The sequence below is a fragment of the Herbaspirillum huttiense genome (assembly GCF_047300815.1).
Lineage (GTDB): Bacteria > Pseudomonadota > Gammaproteobacteria > Burkholderiales > Burkholderiaceae_D > Herbaspirillum > Herbaspirillum huttiense_A.
On the sequence record NZ_CP178608.1, the window covers coordinates 316,191 to 338,618 of the forward strand.

13 protein-coding genes are annotated in these 22,428 nt (G+C 65.2%); 7 read left to right on the forward strand and 6 right to left on the reverse strand.

The genetic code is table 11. The features are described from left to right. Window positions 1–251: 251 nt before the first annotated feature. The 3 genes from ACLRDN_RS01500 to ACLRDN_RS01510 are packed head-to-tail and all read left to right on the forward strand — an operon-like array spanning window position 252 to window position 6,993. Window positions 252–1,934: a ShlB/FhaC/HecB family hemolysin secretion/activation protein gene (locus ACLRDN_RS01500; protein WP_413458676.1), complete on the forward strand. Its 1,683-nt coding sequence runs from the start codon at window positions 252–254 to the stop codon at window positions 1,932–1,934. A 1-nt stretch (window position 1,935) separates the two neighbouring features. Further along, entirely contained in the window at window positions 1,936–6,207 is a 4,272-nt protein-coding gene (locus ACLRDN_RS01505) for a beta strand repeat-containing protein (RefSeq protein ID WP_413458677.1), read from the forward strand. A gap of 21 nt (window positions 6,208–6,228) precedes the next feature. Then, entirely contained in the window at window positions 6,229–6,993 is a 765-nt protein-coding gene (locus ACLRDN_RS01510; protein ID WP_413458678.1) for a FecR domain-containing protein, read from the forward strand. Between the two features lie 73 nt (window positions 6,994–7,066). Here ACLRDN_RS01510 and ACLRDN_RS01515 read toward each other — a convergent pair whose 3' ends face one another. Beyond that, the gene (locus ACLRDN_RS01515; protein WP_413458679.1) at window positions 7,067–7,840 is read right to left on the reverse strand and encodes an MBL fold metallo-hydrolase; all 774 of its coding nucleotides are present in this window, start codon (window positions 7,838–7,840) and stop codon (window positions 7,067–7,069) included. A 465-nt stretch (window positions 7,841–8,305) separates the two neighbouring features. Between ACLRDN_RS01515 and ACLRDN_RS01520 the strand changes: the two genes are divergently transcribed. The 3 genes from ACLRDN_RS01520 (at window position 8,306) to ACLRDN_RS01530 (ending at window position 13,306) form a co-directional block, all read left to right on the forward strand. Continuing rightward, window positions 8,306–9,973 (forward strand): HD-GYP domain-containing protein, encoded by a 1,668-nt coding sequence (locus ACLRDN_RS01520; protein WP_413458680.1) that lies wholly within the window; start codon window positions 8,306–8,308, stop codon window positions 9,971–9,973. A 106-nt stretch (window positions 9,974–10,079) separates the two neighbouring features. Then, window positions 10,080–11,654 (forward strand): hypothetical protein, encoded by a 1,575-nt coding sequence (locus ACLRDN_RS01525; RefSeq protein WP_413458681.1) that lies wholly within the window; start codon window positions 10,080–10,082, stop codon window positions 11,652–11,654. Between the two features lie 170 nt (window positions 11,655–11,824). Beyond that, window positions 11,825–13,306: a SulP family inorganic anion transporter gene (locus ACLRDN_RS01530; protein WP_413458682.1), complete on the forward strand. Its 1,482-nt coding sequence runs from the start codon at window positions 11,825–11,827 to the stop codon at window positions 13,304–13,306. A gap of 112 nt (window positions 13,307–13,418) precedes the next feature. Here ACLRDN_RS01530 and ACLRDN_RS01535 read toward each other — a convergent pair whose 3' ends face one another. From ACLRDN_RS01535 to ACLRDN_RS01555, 5 genes are all read right to left on the reverse strand, one after another. Continuing rightward, complete coding sequence (locus ACLRDN_RS01535; RefSeq protein ID WP_413458683.1) at window positions 13,419–13,922, reverse strand: DUF1993 domain-containing protein; 504 nt, start codon at window positions 13,920–13,922, stop codon at window positions 13,419–13,421. A 67-nt stretch (window positions 13,923–13,989) separates the two neighbouring features. Beyond that, window positions 13,990–15,504: an efflux transporter outer membrane subunit gene (locus tag ACLRDN_RS01540; protein WP_413458684.1), complete on the reverse strand. Its 1,515-nt coding sequence runs from the start codon at window positions 15,502–15,504 to the stop codon at window positions 13,990–13,992. 33 nt (window positions 15,505–15,537) lie between these two features. Beyond that, entirely contained in the window at window positions 15,538–18,753 is a 3,216-nt protein-coding gene (locus ACLRDN_RS01545; RefSeq protein ID WP_413458685.1) for an efflux RND transporter permease subunit, read from the reverse strand. Window positions 18,754–18,852: 99 nt separating this feature from the next. After that, the gene (locus ACLRDN_RS01550) at window positions 18,853–20,061 is read right to left on the reverse strand and encodes an efflux RND transporter periplasmic adaptor subunit (RefSeq protein WP_413458686.1); all 1,209 of its coding nucleotides are present in this window, start codon (window positions 20,059–20,061) and stop codon (window positions 18,853–18,855) included. Between the two features lie 10 nt (window positions 20,062–20,071). Next, window positions 20,072–20,935, reverse strand: a complete 864-nt coding sequence (locus ACLRDN_RS01555; RefSeq protein WP_413458687.1) for an alpha/beta hydrolase — start codon at window positions 20,933–20,935, stop codon at window positions 20,072–20,074. A 414-nt stretch (window positions 20,936–21,349) separates the two neighbouring features. Between ACLRDN_RS01555 and ACLRDN_RS01560 the strand changes: the two genes are divergently transcribed. After that, the gene (locus tag ACLRDN_RS01560) at window positions 21,350–22,363 is read left to right on the forward strand and encodes a LysR family transcriptional regulator (RefSeq protein ID WP_413458688.1); all 1,014 of its coding nucleotides are present in this window, start codon (window positions 21,350–21,352) and stop codon (window positions 22,361–22,363) included. Window positions 22,364–22,428: the final 65 nt, after the last annotated feature.

Sequence of the window (22,428 nt, forward strand, 5' to 3'; positions counted from 1 at the left end):
AGTGGAATGTCGCTGCCGGGCAAGTCTGCTTCAGGGGTTCCTTTTCATCTTTTTTTGTTGTCGGTTTCCGTGGCCAGGGCGCAGCGTGCGTCGGCCAGGTCCTGCGTCCGTGCCACTCTGGTAGTGGCACCGCCGCAGGCAGCGAGCGAGATGGAAAGGTGGCAGTGAGAGCAGGGCCAAGGCCGTGCTCCACAACAAGAAAACTGGGAGGGCTCGCCGGGGGGCGGGTCACTGAAACGATGAAACGATGCTTGGGGCATTCTCTGATGGGCATGGCGCTGCTGGGCAGTGCCATGGCCGTTTTCGCGCAACCGGCAGCACCGGCGCCCGGCAATGCCGCTACCACGGTCGAGGGTGCGCCAGCACACAATGACGAACGCTTCGACATCACGCGCTTTGCGGTGGAAGGCAATACCTTGCTGCCCCAGGCCACGCTCGATGCTGCGGTGGCGCCCTTCCAGGGGGCCGGCCGTGTCTATGGCGATATCCAGCAAGCGCTGGAAGCCCTCGAAAACGCCTATCGCAGCGCCGGTTACACGGCCGTGCAAGTGAGCGTGCCGGAGCAGGAACTGACCGGTGGCGTGGTGCGCCTGCAAGTGGTCGAGACGGTGGTGGGCAAGGTGGTGGTGAGCGACAACCGCCATTTCAGCGAGCAGAACATTCGTGCCAGCATTCCCCAGCTGGTGGAGGGCAGCGCACCCAACCTGCGGCGCATTTCCGAGTCGGTGCAACTGGCCAACGACAACCCGGCCAAGCAGGTCAACGTGACGCTGACCGCCTCCGAGACCACCAACCAGATCGATGCCGCCATCGCGGTCAAGGATGAACGTCCCCTGCGCGTGATGCTCAACGTCGACAACAGCGGCAGCGGCGATACCGGGCACTGGCGCACCGGCGTGGCCCTGCAGCACAGCAACCTGTTCGACCGCGATCACGTGGGCACCGTGGCCTACACCACTTCGCCCGACAGTCCCTCCGGCGCCAAGGTCGATCTCTATTCGCTGGGCTATCGCGTGCCGCTCTACGGCATGGGGGACAGCCTCGATCTCATCTACGGCAAATCCAACGTGAGTTCGGGCCAGACGCTGGCGCTCAATTCCACCCTCAACATCACCGGCCGCGGCGAAATCTATGCGCTGCGCTGGAACCACTACTTTGCGCGCAGCGGCGAGTGGAGCAGCAAGCTGGTCATCGGTGCCGATTACAAGAAGGTCGATTCCTCCTGCAACATCAATGGCGGTCTGCTCAATGGCGCCTCGCTCAATACCTGCCTGCCGTACTCCACGCTGCCGCTGTCGGTGAGCTACAGCGCCCAGCAACAAGGGGTGGGCCAGCTGCTGGACTACAACCTCGGCATCGCCCGCAACCTGGCCACCGGCCAGGCGCGCCGCAACGACACGCTGGGGGTGACGGACCGCTATTCGCTCTTCTCCGGGTCGCGCCAGTCGATGGACAACTTCGTCGTCATCCGTGGCGGCGCGAGTTGGCTGAAGGTGTTCAAGGATGACTGGCAGGTGCGCCTGGCCGGTGTGCTGCAGGTGTCGTCCCAGGCCTTGCCTGCGGTGGAGCAGTTCGGCCTGGCCGGCGCCACGGCGGTGCGCGGCTTCACCGAGCGCGCCGTGGCCGCCGACAGCGGCGTGGTCATCAACAACGAACTCTACACGCCCGACCTGCTGGCCAAGAGCGAGATGCGCGGCAACCTGCGCCTGCTCGGCTTCGTCGATGCCGGGCGCGGTGCCAACAACAATGTCACTGCGGCGTCCACGCTGTCTTCGACGGTGACGCTGGCCAGTCTGGGCGCAGGCTTGCGCTACACGCTGGGCCGCGACTTCAGCTTGCGCCTGGACGTGGCGCGGGTTCTGCTCAATGGCAAATCAGCCACCGAACAGCGGGGCGATCTCAACGCCCATCTGAGCGCCACCTTGGGGTTCTGACATGACATCGACATCCACTCCCGTGCAAGCCCCGGCGCAGCCGGCCATCGAACTGCTGCCCCCGTCGGTCACGGTGCGCGTGGGCAAGCGCAGGCTGACGCTGTCGTGGCGTGCGCGCAAGCCGCTGCCGATGCTGCTGTCGCGCCTGTTGCGCCGCGCCTGGCAGCGCGTGCTGGCGCCCGGTGCGCGCCTTTCCCTGGCGGCCCTCGCCGTGTGCGCGGCCTGGCAGGCACCGGTGCTGGCCGCCGCGCCCGCACCCGGCACCCTGCCCACCGGCTGGAGCGTGGTCAACGGCAACCTCAGCTTCAGCCAGAACGGCAATACGCTCAACATCAACCAGCTGTCGCCGCAGGCCATCGCGCGCTTCGCCTCCTTCAGCATCGGCGCCGATGCGGCGGTCAACGTGGCCCAGCCGAGTGCTGCGTCCGCCTTGCTGGCCAAGGTGAGCGGGGCGGACATCTCGCAGATCTACGGCAAGCTCTCGGCCAATGGCACGGTGGTGCTGTACAACCCCAATGGCGTGGTGATCGGGCCCAGCGGCACCATCGATGCGGGGCGCTTCATCGCCACCTCGCTGGCCATCAGCGACAGCGACTTCCTGGCCGGGCGGCTCAACTTCGCCAAGGATGGGACGGCCGGCCTGGTGGACAACCAGGGCAAGATCAGTTCGGCGACCGGCGGCAGCGTCTACCTGATCGGCGGCAGCGTCTCCAACAGCGGTGTCATCACCAGCCCGCAGGGCGAGGTCATCCTGGCCGCCGGCCAGACTGTCACCCTGGCCGATACCGCGACCCCGGGGGTGACCGTCAACGTCACCGGCAGTGCCGGCAACGTCACCAACCTGGGCACGATCACGGCCGAGGCGGGGCGCATCGGCGTGGCCGCGGGCCTGATCACCAACAGCGGCGTCATCAATGCCTCCAGCGTGGTGCGCGAGGGGGGACGCATCTTCCTGCGCGCCTCGGGCAACCTGACCACCACGGCCAACTCCAGCATCTCCGCCGATGGCACCAAGGGCGGCAACATCACGCTCTACGCCGGGAACGCGGCACATATCGATGGCGATGTCTCGGCCCTGGGCGCGCCCGGGCAGGGCGGTTTCGTCGATACCTCGGGGCTCCAGCAACTGGAAGTGGTGAAGGTGCCCAGGGTGGGCTCGGGCGGCACCTGGCTCATCGACCCCTATGATCTGGAAGTGGTCTCCACGACCACGCAGAACGTCAATACGGGGGTGGCCGCCTGCTCCACCGATTATGCGATCACCTCCACCGGCAGCGGTTCGCAGATCCTGGCCTCGACCATTTCCGGGCAGCTCAGCAACGGCACCAATGTGCGGCTGGTGACCGGCTCCGGTGGCAGCCAGGGCGGCAACATCACCGTCAGCGCCAACATCGTCAAGAGCGGCGAGGAACCCAGTACGCTCACGCTCAACGCTGCCAACAACATCAGCATCAACGCCAATATCCGCGCCGACGAAGGCATGCTGAACCTGGAGCTCAACACCGGCATCGGTTACCCGAATGTCTCGCACATGGTCACCGTCGGCAGCAACGCGACCATCACGCTGGGCGGCGGCAATCTGAATGTACGCAATGGCTCCAGCGGCGGCTTTACCAACGGCTCGCTGTCCATCAACGGGACTGTCAGCCTGGGCAGCCTCGGCGGCTTGGCGGCCGGGCAGGTTGCCGTGGGCAGCAGTGGCCGGCTGCTGGCTGATGGCGGTAGCCAGATCGATGTCACCGGTCTGGTCAACAACGGCACCATCACGCTGGGTGGCGGCTACAGCAACGTCAGCATCGGTGAAAGCGGCCTGGTCAACAACGGCAACATCAGCATGACCGGTACCGGGCAGGTCTACTCCACCGGCCAGGTGGTCAACAACGCCAATGGCAGCATGCTGGTGGGCGCGGGCGGGGAGTCTCGCTTCCTCCTCTCCGGGTCGGGCCGCCTGACCAACAACGGCACGATCACGCTGGCCGACGGCAGTGCCAGCTTCGGCAATATCGACAACAACGCCAATGCGACCATCACCGGCAATGGCGTCATTACCGCCGAAGGCACCATCGGCAACAACGGCACGCTGGCACCGGGAGGCAGGGGCCAGATCGGTACGCTCACCCTCAATGGCGGCAAGTACGAGCAATACGGTGGCGGCAAGATCCTCATTGACATCGCTTCGGATGCGCAGAATGGCTATGACCGCGTCAATTTCAACACCAGCTCGGTGAGCCTCAATGGCACCTTGCAGACCAGCCTGCTCAACGGCTACAGCTCGTCGGCGGCCCTGCAGGTGTTCAGCTTCGCCAACCCGATGTCGACCAACAGCTATTTCCGTTACGTCACGGGCGACATCGTCACCCTGGGCGGGACCGAAAAGATGGTCAAGGCCATCTACAGCTGCGGCACCGTCAGCCTGGCGCTGAGCGGCCCGGATACGTTCACGCTGGCCAGTTCGCAGAATGAAGCCGGATGGGGTGACCGCCGCAACTGGGTCAGCAGCAGCAACACTTACCTGCCGACCCAGATCGATACGGTCGTCATCGGCGCCGGCAAGGAAATGAGCCACCAGGACGGCAACGATACGATAGCCAACCTGATCCTGGAGAGCGGCAGCTACCTTTACCAGAACGGTGACAGCCTGACCGTGCGCAATGCCGCCAACATCAGCGGTACGCTCAACATCTGGGAAGGCAACGTCAGCGTCGCCAACGCCACCAGCGTCTCGGGCCGGGTGCGCGTGGATGGCGGCAACCTGAGCCTGAGCGGTGCCACCAGCATCACCGGCTCGCTCAATGTGTCCTCCGGCACGGTGACCATGAATGGCATCAACAGCCTGGGCGGCCAGATTGATGTCAGCGATACGCTCATCGTCAACGGCACCAACAACGTGAGCGGCAGCGTACAGATTTCATCGGGATCGATGGTCCTCAATGGCAATACCCGCGGTTCCGGCAGCATCACCATCGGCAGTTCCTGCGAGTACTGCGGCGAGGAGGAGTTCAGCTTCAACGAACGCCTGGCCGTCATGCCGGGCAGCCTGACGATCAACAATGCGTCGCAGTCGGCGCTCACGGTGGATCTCCAGAGCGGCAACCTGACCCTGGGGGGCAACGTGCGGCTGGGCAGCCTGTCGGTCACTGACGGCCAGGTCACCGGCAACGCCAGCTCGCGCCTGGTGGTGGCGGGCTCCTTCAGCCAGACCGGCGGCAACATGAGCCTGGCCGATGCGGCCCTGCTGCAGGACAGCGGTACCCTGCGCGTGGGCAACATCAGCGCCGACAACCTGTTGCTGCAGGCGCGCAACGGCGACATTGCACAGGCCGGCGGCAGCGCCCTGCACGTGCGCTCGCAACTGGTGGCCTCGGCCAGCAGCGGCATCGTGCTCAACAACAGCGGCAACCAGATTGCCGGCTTCGCCGCCAACAACAGCGGCAGCGGCAACATCACGCTCACCAATACGCTCAACACCACCGATGCGACCGCCGTGGCCATCAATGGCGTCACGACCGCCAGCGGCAACGTCAGCATCGACAATACGGGCGGCATCGTGACCTCGGCCATTGGCGGCAAGGCCGGCTTCCTCGGCAATCTTCCGATGATGGATGATGGCAGTACGCTAAACACGTCGAACCTGTTGAGTTCGCTGGGCATCGACGCCAGCGGCCAGGTCAAGAGCGCCAACGGCTCAGTGAGCCTGGTCACGCACAGCCCGCTGACCATCGGCAGCGGCGGCGTGAGCGCCACCGGCACCATCACGCTGACGGCCAGCGCGTCCTCGGGCAGCAACGATGCGCTGGTCATCAACGGCGTGCTGGTCACCACCGGCGGCAACATCAATCTGTCGGCCGGCGACTCGATGACCATCAATGCCAACATCTCCACGGCCGCACCCGGCGTGGCCTTGTTCTCGGTGGTCTCCGGACAGCTGATCGGCTATGCCCAGGGCGTGACCATCACCGACGCCAACGGCAAGCGCACGCCGGTAGCCTCCACCAGCGCAAGCAGTACCGTGGGTAACAGTGCCGCCATCGCCGTGGTTGCCGAGCCCAGCCAGACCGCGCAGGTCGTGCAGCAACAGCAGAACCAGCAGACCACGAACCTGCAGGCCACGCTCAACAATGCACAGGTGGCCGACAGCGCAGCGCACAGCACCGGCAACGTGGTGCAGCAGGCCAGCAGTGCCAGCCAGACCGTGGGCGGGACGGCGGACCACTTCGGCGACGAAGGCGACAACCGCAAGCAGGTCAAGAAACCGCTGCCGATGTGTACCTGAACAATTGGATGACGTGAGCCCATGAATTTCTTCAAGCAAAACCTGCCCGCGCCGCTGCGGATTCCTTGCGCAGCGCTGCTCCTGGTGTTCCTGTGGATGGTGGCGATGTCGGCCTTTGCGCAATCGCAACCGGTGGTCGGGCAGGTGACTCACCTGTCGGGCGTGTTGAGCGTGCGCCATGCCGATGGAGCGCGCGTGGTGCTGTCGGTGAAATCGGCCATCCTGCAAGGCGACACGCTCATCACCGAGCGCGAGACCTATGCACGCGTGAAGTTCGTCGACAACGGCGAGATCGTGCTGCGCCCGGGCTCCGAGGTGGCCGTAAGCAAATACCTCTATGACGAGAAAGAACCGAAGAACGACGCCGTTGCCATCGGCCTGGTCAAGGGCGGCCTGCGCGCGGTGACCGGGCTGGTGGGCAAGCGCAATCACGAGGCGGTCAACTTCGATACGCCCACGGCCACCATCGGTATTCGCGGCACCCACTTCGGTGCCCTGTTCTGCCAGAACGATTGCGGCGGCGTACCGACCCCGAGCGGCCAGCCACCGGCCAATGGCTTGCACGTGGATGTGGTGACCGGGGCCATCCAGGTCACCAACCCGAGCGGAACGCAGCTCTATAGCGCGGGCCAGTTCGGCTTCGTGCCTTCGCTCTCGCAACCGCCGGTGATCGTGCCGCCCGCGCAGGGCGTGACGGTGACGATGCCGCCGGCCATCAGCAGCAACGGCAATACCGGTACCCAAAAAATCGGGGCGGCCAAGCTCGATGCCTGCGTGACCCAGTAAGCGCCAGGGCGCCGCAGGCGGCCATGAAAAAAGGCGCCGGTGCGGCGCCTTTTTTTGCGGGTGCGGCGGCGGCTCAGAATTCCAGGAGAGTGCCCGCGGCCAGCATGCGCGGCTGGTGTACGCTGTGGCCGGCGGCGATCTCGGCGGCGATCTCTTCCAGTTGGCCGGGTTTGGCATGCGTGATCAAGACCTCGGGGCGGCCTTGCAGGTGCTGCAGTTCTTCCAGCAGCAGGCTGGGGCACAGGTGCTTGGAGAGCAGGGCCAGCTCGCGGTCGCGGTTGGCGAAGGCAGCTTCGATGATGAGATAGCGCAGCTGCGCGATGCGATTGACCGCGTCCCACAGCGGCGGGCAGATACAGGTGTCGCCACTGAAGGCCAGCGACGCGCCGCTGGCGTGATTGCGCACTTCGTAACCGACCGCTGGCACCGTATGGGCTGCCGGCAGCGGCGTGATGCTGCGCTGGCCGATCTCCACCGGCTGGCCCAGTTCGAGGGTGGCAAAGCGCAAGAAGGCTTGCTCGGGCGTGGGGATGACGCTGAAGTCGGGCCAGATGTGCCAGTTGAAGATGTGCTTGCGGATGATCTCCAGGGTCGCCGGCGTGGCATGCATGGTCAGGGGCGTGCTGCGCATGTCGCCCACGCTGTCGATCATCAGCGGCAGGCAGGCGATGTGATCCAGGTGCGCGTGCGTGATGAAGACGTGATCGATCTTCGCCAGCCGCGCCAGCGGCAGGTCGCCTACGCCGGTGCCGGCGTCGATCAGGATATCGTCATCGATGAGCAGGGAGGTGGTGCGCATGCCATTGCCACCGATGCCGCCGCTGCAGCCCAAAATTTCTACACGCATTGTGATTGCCGCTCATAGGATGGAAGCTTCCGTCGCCGCCCCCGCGGTGCTGACTGGAAAGGAAGCTTGTTGCAGTCCGGAAACCCTTGCCAGGACTGGCTTTGCGGACGATGTGGCAAATCATGCAACATACCGGGATGTTAAGGGATTCGGCGCATACGCGCAATCGGGAGAACCCTGAGCTCAACCGTGGCGACGTGTTTGCAACTGTGGTTGCGCCAAGCGCAGAATTGGCGGCCAATTCCCCCCAAGTTCGCTGCAAGACGGCGTGCGCTCTCGTTCTAGAATCTAGATGATGCCGAAAAAGCATCCGTAAAAAGTGCGCCGGCGTTGCCATGCCGCAATGACCGCGCCGAGTTCATCCGCCAACGCTTCAGGGAGCCGCATGTTGCCAGCAGTCCAACCAGCAGCCTATACCTGCCAGACCGGCCAGTGCCAGCACTGCCGCGCCGGGGAGCGGGCAGCATGAGCGCGCCGGCCAGCAGGCATGATCTGGCGCCCACCGCCGGCGAGCACCGCGACATCGCCTATCGCCTGGAGCGGCTGACCGAACTGTGCCGCGAGCTGGGCAGCCAGCGCGACATTCCCCTGTTGCTGGAACGCATCCTCTTGACCGCGCGCGACATCACCCGCGCCGATGGCGGCACGCTCTACCGCAGCACCGAAAACGGCGAGGCGCTGTGCTTCGACATCTCGGTCAACCAGACCCTGAAGATGCACCAGGGCGGCAGCAGCGGCCAGGCGGTCTCCATTCCCGACATCGCCCTGACCCTGCCGGACGGCAAGCCCAACCTGGCGGCGGTGGCGGCCTATGCGGCCAACACCCGGCATTCGGTCAACATTGCCGATGTCTACCAGGCCACCGGTTTCAATTTCAACGGCATGCGGCTTTTCGACGAGAAGTATGGCTACCGCTCGCAGTCCATCCTGACCGTGCCGATGCAGGATCACGAAGGCGAACTGGTGGGCGTGCTGCAGCTCATCAATGCCATCGATCCCGAGAGCGGCCAGACTGTCCCCTTCTCCGAGACCGACCAGCGCTTCATCGAGGCACTGGCCTCGCAGGCGGCCATGGCCATGACCAACCAGCAGCTCATCGGGCGTCTGGAAAACCTCTTCGAGAGCCTCATCAAGCTCATCAACATCGGCATCGGCGAGAAGTCCCCGCACACCGGCCGCCACTGCGAGCAGGTGCCGCAGCTGGCCATGATGCTGGCCGAGGCCGCGCACAATGCCACCGAAGGTCCGCTGGCTGACTTCCGCATGAGCGACGCCGACCGCCGCGAACTGTGGCTGGCCGCGTTGCTGCACGATTGCGGCAAGATCGGTACGCCCAGCCACATCGTCGAAAAAGCCACCAAGCTGGAAACCATCTTCGACCGCATCCACCTGGTCGATACCCGTTTCGAAGTCCTCAAGCGCGACGCCGAGATCCGCGTGCTGCAGGAAAAGCTGGCCCTGGGCGCGGCCTTGACGTCAGACAAGGCGGCCGAGCTGGATGCTGCCTTGCAGGCCGAACGGCTGCAGCTGGACGAGGAGCGCAATTTCCTGCGCCGGATCAACTACGGCAACGAGGGCATGCGCGCCGAAGACCAGCAACGCGTGCTCGACATCGCCGAGCGCAGCTGGCGCGGTCCCGATGGCCAGGTCCGCAAGCTGCTCGATGACGAGGAAGCCGGCAACCTGCGCATCCGTGCCGGCACCCTCAACGATGCCGAGCGCGCCATCATCAACAATCACATCGTCATCACCATCCGCATGCTGGAGTCGCTGCCGTGGCCCAAGCAGCTGGCGCGCGTGACCGAGTTCGCCGGCGGCCACCACGAGCGCATGGACGGCAAGGGCTACCCCAAGGGATTGACGCGCGATCAGATGTCGGTACAGGCGCGCATCATGGCGGTGGCCGATATCTTCGAGGCGGTGACCGCCGCCGACCGTCCCTACAAGCGCGGCAACACGCTCAACGAGGCGGTGGACATCCTGGCCGGATTCAAGGCGCGCAACCACATCGACCCCGACCTGTTCGACCTGTTCGTGCGCGAACGCATCTACGAGAAATACGCCGAGCAATTCATGCATCCCAGCCAGATCGACGAGGTCGACCTGTCGCGCATCCCCGGCCATGGCGGCTGAAAGCGCAACAGCGGGCCAAGCTGGGTTATGCTGATGGCTTCATGACGTTTCCCTTCATTGCAGACGCCGTCGCAACGTGCGCCGGCGCATCGAGGAAAAGCATCACGTGTCCCAGGCAGTAACCCGATTGTCCGTTCCCGCTCGCCCGCCCGCCAGTTTCCTGCGCCGTCATTGGCGCGGTGATTATTCGCTCGGCCGTTCCTACTGGCTGCATACCGTCCTGCTGACCTCGCTGGTGCCGGCGCTGGCCATTTCCGTGCTGGCACGGCTGACCAACGACATGCCCGCGCGCTACGGCATGGCCGGCGTGCTGGGCATCGCCGCCTTCAGCTACCTGGCCTGGACCTGGGGCGTGTGCGGCTGCTGGCGCTCGGCCAGCCGGCACGTGGCGCGCGGCGGACGGCGCTGGGCCGAGGTGGTGGTCAAGTTCCTCATCGTCTGCGGCGTCATCAGCATGGCCACCAGCACCTGGCGCGCGGCGCATTCGGTACGTGAACAATTCGACATTGCGCTGGGCAAGCAGCTGGGTCCGCCCGTGGTGTACCAGGTGCGGGTGGATGGCCGCTCGGTCTTGCTGCAAGGGGGCATGAACGACGGTGCCGCCGATGGTTTGGAGGCCCTCCTGCAGCAGCATCCGGCAGTGAGGACAGTGGTGCTCTATTCGGCTGGCGGCTGGGTGCGCGAAGGCAAGCTGGTGGGCGATGTGATCCGCCGCCACCAGCTCAATACCTACGTGGAGCAGGAGTGTTCATCTTCCTGCACACTGGCCTTCCTGGCCGGCCGCGATCGCGCCATGGACCCGCGCGCCCACATCGGTTTCCATACGCTCTATACCGTCGGCGGTGATGACCGCATCAACAAGAGCTTCGACCGCAAGCTGACCTTCGACACCTACGGCAAGCTGGGTCTGCCGCATGATTTCATCGAACGCATCGCCGACACGCCGGCCGCGCAAAGCTGGTATCCGGAACTGGGCCAGCTCTTGCAGGCGGGCGTGCTGACGCGGCTGGCGCCGGGTGGCGAGACCGCCCAGCTGGCCACCATCGCCACCTCGCGCGACGTGCTGGAGGCCGAATTCAAGAAGGGCGCGCTGTTCGACATCATGGCGCGCTATCACCCCGCCGACTTCGCCCGCACCATCGACCTGGCCTGGGCCAAGGTGCAGGCCCATGCCTCGGATGCTGAGATCCTGGCCGTGGGGCGCGAGCAGGTCGGACTGCTGAGCCGGCGCCTGTTGCCCATCGCTTCGGACCAGTCGCTGGCCGAATTCCAGCAATTGCTGCTGGACGAAGCCGTGGCCCTGCGCGGCATCAGCGTGGCGGCCTGCACCGAACTGATCTACCCGCGCTCGCGCGCGGAGGCGGCGGCCGGCCGCGAAGCCCCGCAATCGGCGTTGCCCCAGGAATTCGCCAACCGCGAGCAGGTGATGACGCAGCGCCTGCTGCGGGACGCCGACCCGGCCAATGCCGGCCGCTACAGCCTGGCCGAGCGTACCCGCGTGATGCGCAAGGCGCTCGCGCCGCTGACCCAGGAACAATTGAAACTGCTGTCCTCACCCTTGCGGCGCCAGGCCGACCCCGATGCCACCTGCGATGCCTCCATCGCCTACCTGCGCGCGGTCAACCAGTTGCCGCCGGAGGAGCGGCGCGTGGCGCTGCGGGTACTGTATTCGCGGGAATGAGACCGTAAAGGGCTTGCGGGGCCCTTATGCTGCAATGCGGTAAAATAGTGCCTTCATCCCTGCCCGGCGCGCCTGACTTGCCGGCACGGCATCTTGCCGGTCTCCCTTGTTTTTCCACACCTGCCGCAATGTCTGCTCCTGCGGCGGCTGATTTCCTGCTGATCTTGTCCATGACGACCATTGCTCCCACTTCGCGCCTGCGCGACCTGCGCCAGAACGTTCTGGCCGGCCTCACCACCTCGTTTGCGCTGGTGCCCGAATGCATCGCCTTTGCGCTGGTGGCGCAGTTGAACCCGCTCATGGGGCTGTATGGCGCTTTCTTCATCTGTACCATCACGGCCCTCTTCGGTGGCCGCCCGGGCATGATTTCCGGGGCGGCCGGCTCGATGGCGGTGGTCATCGTGGCCCTGGTCGTCCAGCATGGTGCACAGTATTTCCTGGCCACGGTGGTGCTCTCGGGCCTGATCATGCTGCTCTTCGGCGCGCTGCGGCTGGGCAAGCTGGTGCGCATGGTGCCGCATCCGGTGATGCTGGGCTTCGTCAATGGCCTGGCCATCGTGATTGCGATGTCGCAGCTGGAACATTTCCGCGTCGAGACGCCCGCTGGTCCGCAATGGCTGCAGGGTGGGGCGCTGGCCATCATGATCGGCCTGACCCTGGCCACCATGCTGGTCGTGTGGCTGCTGCCGCGCGTGACCAAGGCGATTCCGCCGGCGCTGGCAGCCATTCTCGGCGTGGGCCTGGTGACCTACCTCAGTGGCCTGCACACCCGCACCCTGGCTGACATGGCGCAGATCGCCGGTGGCCTGCCACCACTGCACTGGCCCAGCGTGCCGATGAACCTGGAGACGCTGCGCATCATCGGTCCCTATGCGGTGTTGATGGCCATCGTCGGCCTGCTGGAAACCCTGCTGACCTTCAACCTCACCGACGAGATCACCGCCAGCCGTGGCCAGGCCAACCGCGAATGCCTGGCGCTGGGCGCGGCCAACATCGTCTCCGGATTGTTCGGCGGCATGGGTGGCTGTGCCATGATCGGCCAGACCATGATCAACCTCGGTTCGGGCGGGCGCTCGCGTCTTTCGGGGGTGGTGGCGGGCGGGATGATCCTGTTGTTCATCCTCTTCCTGTCACCGGCCATCGAGCGCATTCCGCTGGCCGCGCTGGCTGGTGTGATGTTCGTGGTGGCGCAGGAAACCTTTGCCTGGGGTTCGCTGCGCGTGCTGGGCAAGGTGCCGCGCAGCGATGCGCTGGTCATCATCGCCGTGACCATCATCACGGTGCTGACCGACCTGGCCGTGGCCGTCTTGTGCGGCATCGTCATCACCGCGCTCAACTTCGCCTGGCAGCATGCGCGTGAAATCAGCGCCGAGCGCCGCGACGAGGCCGACGGCAGCCGTACTTACCTGCCGCAGGGCACACTGTTCTTTGCCTCCACCACGCACTTCCTCGACCTCTTCGATACGGCCAACGATCCGCAACAGGTCACCCTGGATTGCCGCCACCTGCGCCTGGCCGACCACTCCGCTATCGCGGCCGTGCAGACCCTGGCCGAGCGCTACGTTCGTACCGGCAAGACGCTGCGCGTGGTGGCCTTGTCGCAGCGTTGCAGCCAGTTGCTGGAACGCGCGGGCTTGCCGCAGGTGGCGTAAAAAAGCCCGCCGGCGCGTGGAGACACGACGCGGGGCGGGCAAAATACCACGGGAAAACGATCGCTTCAGGAACGGCCCGCATCGCAGGATGCGGGCCGCTTTTGCATGGGCATTACAGGCCGAGGAAGTCCATCTTGCCCAGCTTCACGCCTTGCTGGCGCAGGATGCCGTAGGCAGTGGTGACGTGGAACAGGAAGTTGGGCAGGCCGAACACGGTCAGGTACTCCTGGGCGGTCAGGGTGCGCTCTTCGCCGCGCAGCTTCATGGTGACCGGGCGTTCTTCCTGGCCGTCAACGGTCTCGGGCGTGACCGTTTCCAGGAACAGCAGGGTCTTGTTGATGCGCGCCTGCAGTTCGTCAAAGCTGGCCTCGTCATCGGCAAAGGCCGGTGCGGCCACGCCCGAGAGGCGGCTGGCGGTGGCCTTGGCGGTATCGCTGGCGCGCTGGATCTGGGCCGACAGCGGGAACATGTCTTCATACAGGCGGGCCGACAGCAGTTGCTGCGCATCCAGCTGGTGTTGGCTGGCATGCTGCTCGGCCTTCTCGAGCAGTGTGGAAAGGGTGTTCAGGCCGCGCACCAGCAACGGGATGCTGGCCTGGTAAAGGGTGATGGTCATGGTGATCTCTCCAGAAATGGCTTGGGTCGGGCCGGACCTGCCGCAGGACAGCAGGCCCGGCAGGGGCTTACTGCGAAGAGGACAGCTGCGTGGCCGGTCCACCCCATCCGCCGCCCAGGGCACGGATCAGGTTGACTGTTGCGCGGGCACGTTCGCCATCGAGCGTGACCGAGGCGCGCCGGGTTTGCAGCACGGTACGGTCGGCATCGATGACGCTGAAGTAGCTGACCGCGCCCTCGCGGTACTGCGTGTGCGAGAGCTTGGCGGCACGCGAGGAAGCGGCTACGGCTTCGTCTTGCGCGCGATTCTGGTCGTCCAGGATGCGCAGGTTGGCCAGGTTGTCTTCCACTTCGCGGAAGGCGTTCAGGACCGTGCCGCGATAAGTCGCCACCTGCTCTTCATAGCTGGCGCGTGCACGATCCACACCGGCCTGGCGGCGGCCGCCATCGAACAGGGGCATCGACAGCGCCGTGCCCACCAGCGGGCCCAGGAGGAAGGTGCGGCTGGACCAGTTGAACAGATCACCCAGTTGTGCCGACTCATACCCCAGGCCACCGGTCAGGTTCAGCGCCGGGAAGAAGGCCGACTTGGCCACGCCCACGCGGGCATTGGCGGCGGCCATGGCGCGTTCGGCAGCGGCGATGTCCGGACGGCGCTCCAGCAGCGTCGAGGGCAGCCCGGCCGGCACCGACACGCTCAGGCGCGTCAGCGGTTGCGGCGGCAGCGAGAACTCGGCCGGGGTGCGGCCCAGCAGGATGGCCAGCGCGTGTTCGGCGGTGGCGCGCTGGCGGGCGATGCCCAGCGCTTCCGATTGGGCCGAGGCCAGTTCGGAACGGGCGCGGGCCACGTCCACTTCACTGATGTCGCCCTCATCGAAGCGGCGCTGCACCAGGCGCAGCGATTCCTGGCGCAGTTCGACGGTGCCGCGATAGAGCTCGGCGGCGGCGTCCAACTCACGTACCTGGAAGTACTGCTGTGCCACATCGGCCTGCAGGGCCAGCAGCACCGAGTGGAACAGCGCTTCGCTGCGCTGGGCGTCGGCGGTGGCGGCATCGACGGTCGAGGCGACCCGGCCGAAAAGGTCGACTTCGTAAGAAACGTTCACCTGAGCACGATAAAGAGTGAACGGTTGTGTGTTGGCATCGGCCGGCAAGCCTTGCGAGGCGGGCGACGGGCGCTGGCGGGTCGCACCGACCCCTGCATCCACCTGCGGGAAGTAGCCCGAGCGCGCATCGCGGGTCAGGGCGCGCGCCTGGCCCAGGCGGGCGGCGGCCGCCTTGAGGTCCTGGTTGGCTTGCTGGGCGGTGTCTTCGAGGGTGTTCAACTTGTCATCGCCGAAGATCTTCCACCACTGGCCACGGGCGATGTCTTCGGCCGGTTGCGCGGTCTTCCACTGGCTGCCGTTCTCGCCGGTCTGCGGCGCAGGGGCGGCTTCCTTGAAGGCGGCCGGGGTGTCCACCGCCGGACGTTCATAGGTCGGGGCCACCGAGCAGCCGGCTAACACCAGCAATGCCGCCAGCAGGGCCGAGCTGATGCGCACGGGGCGCAGCAGGCGGCCGATCGAGAGAGATTGGGTCATCATTTTTCTTGCTCCATTCATGGGCCGATCCGCAGATCAGCGATCATCCTGTGCGCCCGGTGCAGCGTGGGCGATGTGGGTGCCGGCGGTCATCGGGGCTTCGTGATGCGATGCCGAGTGCAGTGCGCGGCGGTCGATGGTACGCAGCAGGACATAGAACACGGGCGTGAGGAACAGGCCGAAGAGGGTCACGCCCAGCATGCCGAAGAACACCGCAATGCCCATCGCATGGCGCATTTCCGAACCGGCGCCGGAAGAGGTCACCAGCGGCACCACACCCATGATGAAGGCGATCGAGGTCATCAGGATCGGGCGCAGACGCAGGCGGCTGGCTTCGATGGCGGCTTGCACGGCAGTGCGGCCCTGCATCTCCAGTTCGCGGGCAAATTCCACGATCAGGATGGCGTTCTTGGCCGACAGGCCCACCAGCACCATCAGGCCGATCTGGGTGAAGATGTTGTTGTCGCCACGGGTGAGCCACACACCGGTCAGTGCCGCCAGGATGCTCATCGGCACGATCAGGATCACGGCCAGCGGCAGGGTCAGGCTTTCATAGAGTGCCGCCAGCACCAGGAACACCAGCAGCACGCTGATCGGGAACACCCACACGCCTGCATTGCCGGCCAGGATCTTCTGGTAGGTCAGGTCGGTCCATTCGAACTTGATGCCGCGCGGCAGGGTGGCTGCAGCCACCCTTTCAGCCGCAGCCTGGGCCTGGTCCGAGGAATAACCCGGGGCCGGACCACCGTTGATGTCAGCCGCGGTATAGCCGTTGTAGCGCACCACCATTTCCGGACCAAAGGTCTGCTTGACCTTCACCACGGAGGACAGCGGCACCATCTCGCCGGCATCGTTGCGGGTCTTCAGTTGCGCGATGTCCTCGGCCTTGGCGCGGAAGGGCGCATCAGCCTGGGCCCGCACCTGATAGACGCGGCCGAAGCGGTTGAAGTCGTTTACGTACAGCGAACCCAGGTAGATCTGCATGGTGTTGAAGACGTCGGTGACCGGAATGCCCAGCTGCTTGGCCTTGACGCGATCCAGTTCCACATCCAGCTGCGGCACGTTGATCTGGTAGCTGGAGAACATCGGGCCCAGCGCCGGTTCCTTGGCAGCGGCCTTCATGAAGGCTTGCGCAGCCTTGTCCAGTTCGGCGTAGCCCAGCGCATCGCGGTCTTCGATCTGCATCTTGAAGCCACCCAGCGTACCCAGGCCCATCACCGGCGGCGGCGGGAAGACGGCGGTGAAGGCTTCCTTGATGCCGCCGAATTTCTTGTTCAGCGAGGCGGCAATGGCATTGCCCGACAGTTCCTTGCTCTTGCGTTCCTCGAAAGGCTTCAGGCCCACGAAGACGATACCGGCCGAAGAGCTGTTGGTGAAACCGTTGATGGACAGGCCAGGGAAGGCAATCGCACTGGCCACGCCCGGTTCCTTCAGCATGATGTCGCTCATCTTGCGCATCACTTCTTCACTGCGGTCGATCGAGGCGCCATTGGGCAACTGGGCGAACGCCACCAGGTACTGCTTGTCCTGGCCTGGCACGAAGCCGCCGGGGACGATGTAGGACACGCCCAGGGTAGCCGCCAGCAGCACCACATACACACCCATGGTGGCACCCTTGCGCTTGATCACGCCGGTCACGCCGCCACCGTAGTTGTCGGAGGCACGGTTGAAGAAGCGGTTGAAGCGGATGAAGAAGCCACCCAGGAAACGGTCCATCTGGCGCGTCAGCCAGTCCGGCTTGTCGCCGTGGCCCTTGAGCAGCAGGGCGGCCAGGGCCGGGGACAGCGTCAACGAATTGAAGGCCGAGATGACGGTGGAGATCGCAATGGTCATCGCGAACTGCTTGTAGAACTGGCCGGTCAGGCCGGTCATGAAGGCCAGCGGCACGAACACCGCTACCAGCGTCAGCGCAATGGCGATGATGGGGCCCGAGACTTCCTGCATGGCGCGATAGGTAGCGTCGCGCGGCGAGAGGCCGGCACCGATGTTGCGCTCCACGTTTTCCACCACCACGATGGCATCATCGACCACGATACCGATGGCCAGCACCATCCCGAACAGCGACAGTGCATTGATGGTGTAGCCAAAGCCCAGCATCAGCGAGAAGGTACCGATGATGGAGACCGGCACGGCCAAGAGCGGAATGATGGAAGCGCGCCAGGTCTGCAGGAAGATGATCACCACGATCACGACCAATGCAATGGCTTCCAGCAGGGTATGCACCACCGCTTCGATGGAAGCCCGCACGAACTGGGTCGGGTCATAGACGATGCTGTAGCTCACCGAGCTGGGGAAGTCGGCCGACAATTCCTTCATCGCCGCGCGCACCTGGGTCGAGACATCCAGCGCATTGGCACCGGGGGCCTGGAAGATGGGGATGGCCACGGCGGGCTTGTTGTCCAGCAGCGAGCGCAGGCCGTATTCGGAGGCGGCCAGTTCCACGCGGGCCACGTCACCCAGGCGGGTGGTGGCGCCGTCCGGCGAGGCCTTCAGGATAATGTCGCGGAATTCGCCTTCGGTCTTCAGGCGACCCTGGGCGTTCACCGACAATTGCAGCGGCGTTTCCGGCGAGCTGGGCGAGGCACCGATCACACCGGCCGCCACCTGCACGTTCTGCTCGCGGATGGCGCGCACCACGTCGGTGGCCGTCAGGCCGCGCTGGGCCACCTTGTTGGGATCGAGCCAGACGCGCATGGCGTAGTTGCCCGAGCCGAACAGGCCGACTTCACCCACGCCCTGGATACGCGCCAGCCGGTCCTTGACGTTCAGGACCGCGTAGTTGCGCAGGTAGGTGGTGTCGTAGCGGTTGTCGGGCGAGGTCAGGTGCACCACCATGGTCAGCGTGGGCGAGGATTTGAGCGTGGTCACGCCCAGTCGCTGCACGTCTTCCGGCAGGCGCGGCAGGGCTTGCGAGACGCGGTTCTGCACCAGCTGCTGGGCCTTGTCGGGATCGACGCCCAGGCGGAAGTTGACGGTGATGGTGAGGTTGCCGTCGCTGTTGGCCTGCGACTGCATGTAGAGCATGTTTTCGACGCCGTTGATCTGCTCTTCCAGCGGCGAGGCCACCGTTTCAGCGATCACCTTGGGGTTGGCGCCGGGATACTGCGCGCGTACCACCACGGAAGGCGGCACCACTTCCGGATATTCGGAGATGGGTAGCTGCAGCATGGCCAGCACGCCGCCCAGCAGCAGCAGTACCGACAGCACGCCCGCGAAGATCGGGCGGTCGATGAAGAATTTTGAGATATTCATGTGGGTTCCTTGTCAGTCGTCAGGATGCAAATGCCCTGGCAGCGGGCCTTGCAGCCCCTGCGACTTGTTCTTCCTTGAATGCGAGAGCGCTGGTGCGGATCAGGCCTTGCCGGCGGCAGCGGCCGGTGCAGCCTTGGCGTTCTGCGCCTGCATCGGCACCACGGTCGGGGTGATGGGGTCACCCGGACGAATGCGTTGCAGGCCGTTGACCACGATGCGTTCACCCGGCTGCAGACCCTTTTCGATCACCACCAGGCCGTCATGGCCGGCGCCCACCACCACCTGGCGGTAATTGGCCTTGTTGTCCTTGTCGGCCACCATGACGAAGCGCTTGTCCTGGTCGGTACCGAGCGCCTTTTCGTCGATCAGCACGGCCTGGTGCGGCTCGCCGCCGCCCAGGCGCACGCGCGCATACAGGCCCGGGACCAGCTGGCCATCGGCGTTGTCGAAGATGGCGCGCACGCGGATGGTGCCTGAGGCAGTATCGAGGCGGTTGTCCACCGAGCCGACGCGACCCTTGCGGGAGTAGCCGTCTTCATTGGCCAGGCCCAGCTCCACCGGCACGGAGGCGCCGGCGGCGCGCGCCGGGTTCACGTACTTCAGGAAGCTTTGTTCATCCACGTCGAAGGAGGCATAGACCTTGGCTACCGACACCAGCGTGGTCAGCGGGGTATTGGCTGCACCCGGGTTCACCACGTTGCCCACGGTCACTTCGGCGCGCGAGATGCGGCCCGAGACCGGTGCGGTGATGCGGGTGTATTCCAGGTTCAGGCGGGCCGCACGCAGGGCAGCGCGGGCGGCGGCGACATTGGCCGAAGCTTCGCGCGAGGCGTTCTGCTTCTCTTCGAAATCGCGCTTGGCGATGGCGTTGTCGCCCAGCAGGCGCTGGCCACGGGCCAGGTCGGAGGCGGTATAGCCGGCACGCGCTTCGGCGCCGGCCAGTTGTGCTTCGGCGCGGGCGACTTCGGCTTCATACGGACGCGGATCGATGGTGAAGAGCACGTCGCCCTTCTTGACCAGTGCGCCATCCTTGAAGTGCACGGCCGTCAGGGTTCCGCCTACCAGCGGACGGACCTCGACGCGATCGACCGCTTCGATGCGGCCTGAATAGGATTGCCAGTCGATGATCTGGCGCTGGACCACTTCGGCCACATCCACCGGCGCGCCAGCCGCAGCTGCGGTCGGGGCAGTGGAAGCATTGGCCGACAGGCCCACCACGGAGATGGCGCCACCGACCGAGAGGGCGATGACGGCCACGACCGTGGCAGTGAGAGCGAAGCGTTTGCGCAGCGGAGCGGGAGTATTCATTTTCTTATCCTCAGAGTGAAGTGGAGGGGTGAAGCGGATGCGGCAGGAATTCGGGGAGCGTGGCATCGCGTCGCAGCGTGGCGAAGCGGCAGCGCAGGAAATTGACGATCTCGGTCAGCAAGGGCAGGTGGGTGCGCAGCGCGCCATGGGTGATGCCCACGAAGCGCGACACCTGCGTCGGAACGCCGGCCAGGATCAGGCTGGAGGCATATTTCTCGGCCTCCGGGCAGAGCACGTCGCGTTCGGCGGTGGCGATGAAGGCCGGCGGCAAGCCCGCCAGGCGGCTCACTTCCAGCGGCGCGGCATAGGGATGCAGGCGCTGCATGGTTTGCGGCAGGTACTGGCGATAGCTGGCCGCGCAATTTTCGGCGGTAACGTCCGATTGCAGGCGGGTGGCATCACCCAGCAGGCGCATGCTCGGGTCCAGCATCGGGCTGATCAATACCTGGGCGGCCAGCGGCTTGCCGCAGCGGTCGCGGGTCATCATCGTCAGGCTGGCGGCCAGGCTGCCGCCGGCGTCGTCACCGGCTACCACCATGCGGTCCAGGTCGACCTTCAGCTCGGCGGCGTTCTTGCAGGCCCAGGTGGCAGCTGCGAAGGCATCTTCGGGCGCGGCCGGGAAGGGCTTGGCCGGCGCCAGCGCGTAGCCCACCGACAGCACCACGGCCTGGTTGTGCTCGGCCAGGAAGCTGGCCGGGGTATCGGCGTCATCCAGCGAACCGCTGGTGAAACCGCCACCGTGGAAGTACAGCACCAGCGGGCGTTTTTCGCCCTTGCCCAGGGCAGCAGCGGGCTGGTACAGGCGCACGGGAATACGTCCCAGCGGGCCGGGAACGAAGAAATTGCGGATGTCCAGCGGAGCGGAAGCTTGCATGATGAGCGCCTGGGCCGAAGCCACTTGTCCAAGAATGAAGCGGATTGTGCGCCACAGCAGGGACTCAAATAAACACCTATAATCCAACAACACTGTTCGGTAAGTCTGAACAATCAGGACGATCAATTCGTTCACTTTGCTGGTCCTTTCAGTGAAGTAAAAGCCTTGTTACAGCGGGTTCAGAGGGCGGAAGTGGCGCAGCAATATGGGTCACGTTGCCATCTGATACGCAAAGTTGGCTGGCTTTTGTCGTTATTTGGTTTAAATTGGGATGAGGCTGGTCACCCTGATCGAGGTCCATCCCCTCATCGCAAGACGGCGCGCCGGGGGCGGCGCCTGGGCTTGCATGAAACAGTCTTGGCCCCCGTTTGCCGCGCCGGTGTTTGTCTGGCGGCGGCCTCAAAGGAGAGAGCGATGGACCGTTTCCAGGCCATGCAAGTCTTTACTGCTGTGGTGGATGCCAACAGCTTCACGCGCGCTGCCGACAACCTGAACCTGCCGCGTACTACCGTGACCACCCTGATCCAGGGGCTGGAGAGCATGCTCAAGGTGCGCCTGTTGAACCGCACCACCCGCCGCATCAGCCTCACGCCCGACGGCGCGGCGTATTACGAGCGCTGCGTGCGCATCCTGGCCGACGTCGACGAGACTGAACAATCCTTCCGCAACGTCACCCGCGGCCCGCAGGGGCGGCTGCGCATCGACGTGCCCGGCTCCATCGGCCGGCTCATGCTGCTGCCCAACCTGTGCGACTTCTACAGCAAGTACCCGGACATCGAGCTGGTCATGGGCATGGGCGACCGTCCGGTGGACCTGGTGCAGGAAGCGGTGGACTGCGTCATCCGCGTGGGCGACCTGCAGGATTCCTCGATGGTGGCGCGCCGCATCGGTACCTTCCAGACCGTCACCTGCGCCTCGCCCACCTACCTGGAGCGCCATGGCGTGCCGCACACCATCGAAGACCTGCAGCAGCACCAGTCGGTGCATTACTTCTCCAGCCGCACCGGCCGCACCATCGACTGGGACTTCGTGGTCGAGGGCATCACCCGCGAGGTGAAGATGAATGGCCGTCTCTCGGTCAACGATGCCGATGCCTACGTCGAGTGCGCACTGCAAGGGTTCGGGATGGTGCAGGCCCCGCTCTACATGGTGTCGCGCCACCTCGATGAGGGCCGCCTGGTGGAGGTGCTGTCGCAATGGAAGCCGGCTCCGCTGCCCATTTCCGTGGTGTACCTGCACAACCGCCATCTCTCGCCCAAAGTACGCGCCTTCGTGGACTGGGTGGCCGAACTGTTCGCCACCTGCCCCCTGAACAAGGCCTGCACCATGGGCATGGAAGACAGCGAGTGCCACTTCGTCAACAAGCCCGAGTCGACCACGGTGCGCACGGTGGTGGAGCAATACAACATCGCCGAGAGCGTGTTCTGATCGGCGCACATCTGGCTTGGGTTCGGCGAGGATTATGCAGGGCGGGCCGGTGTTTTCGCGTGCCT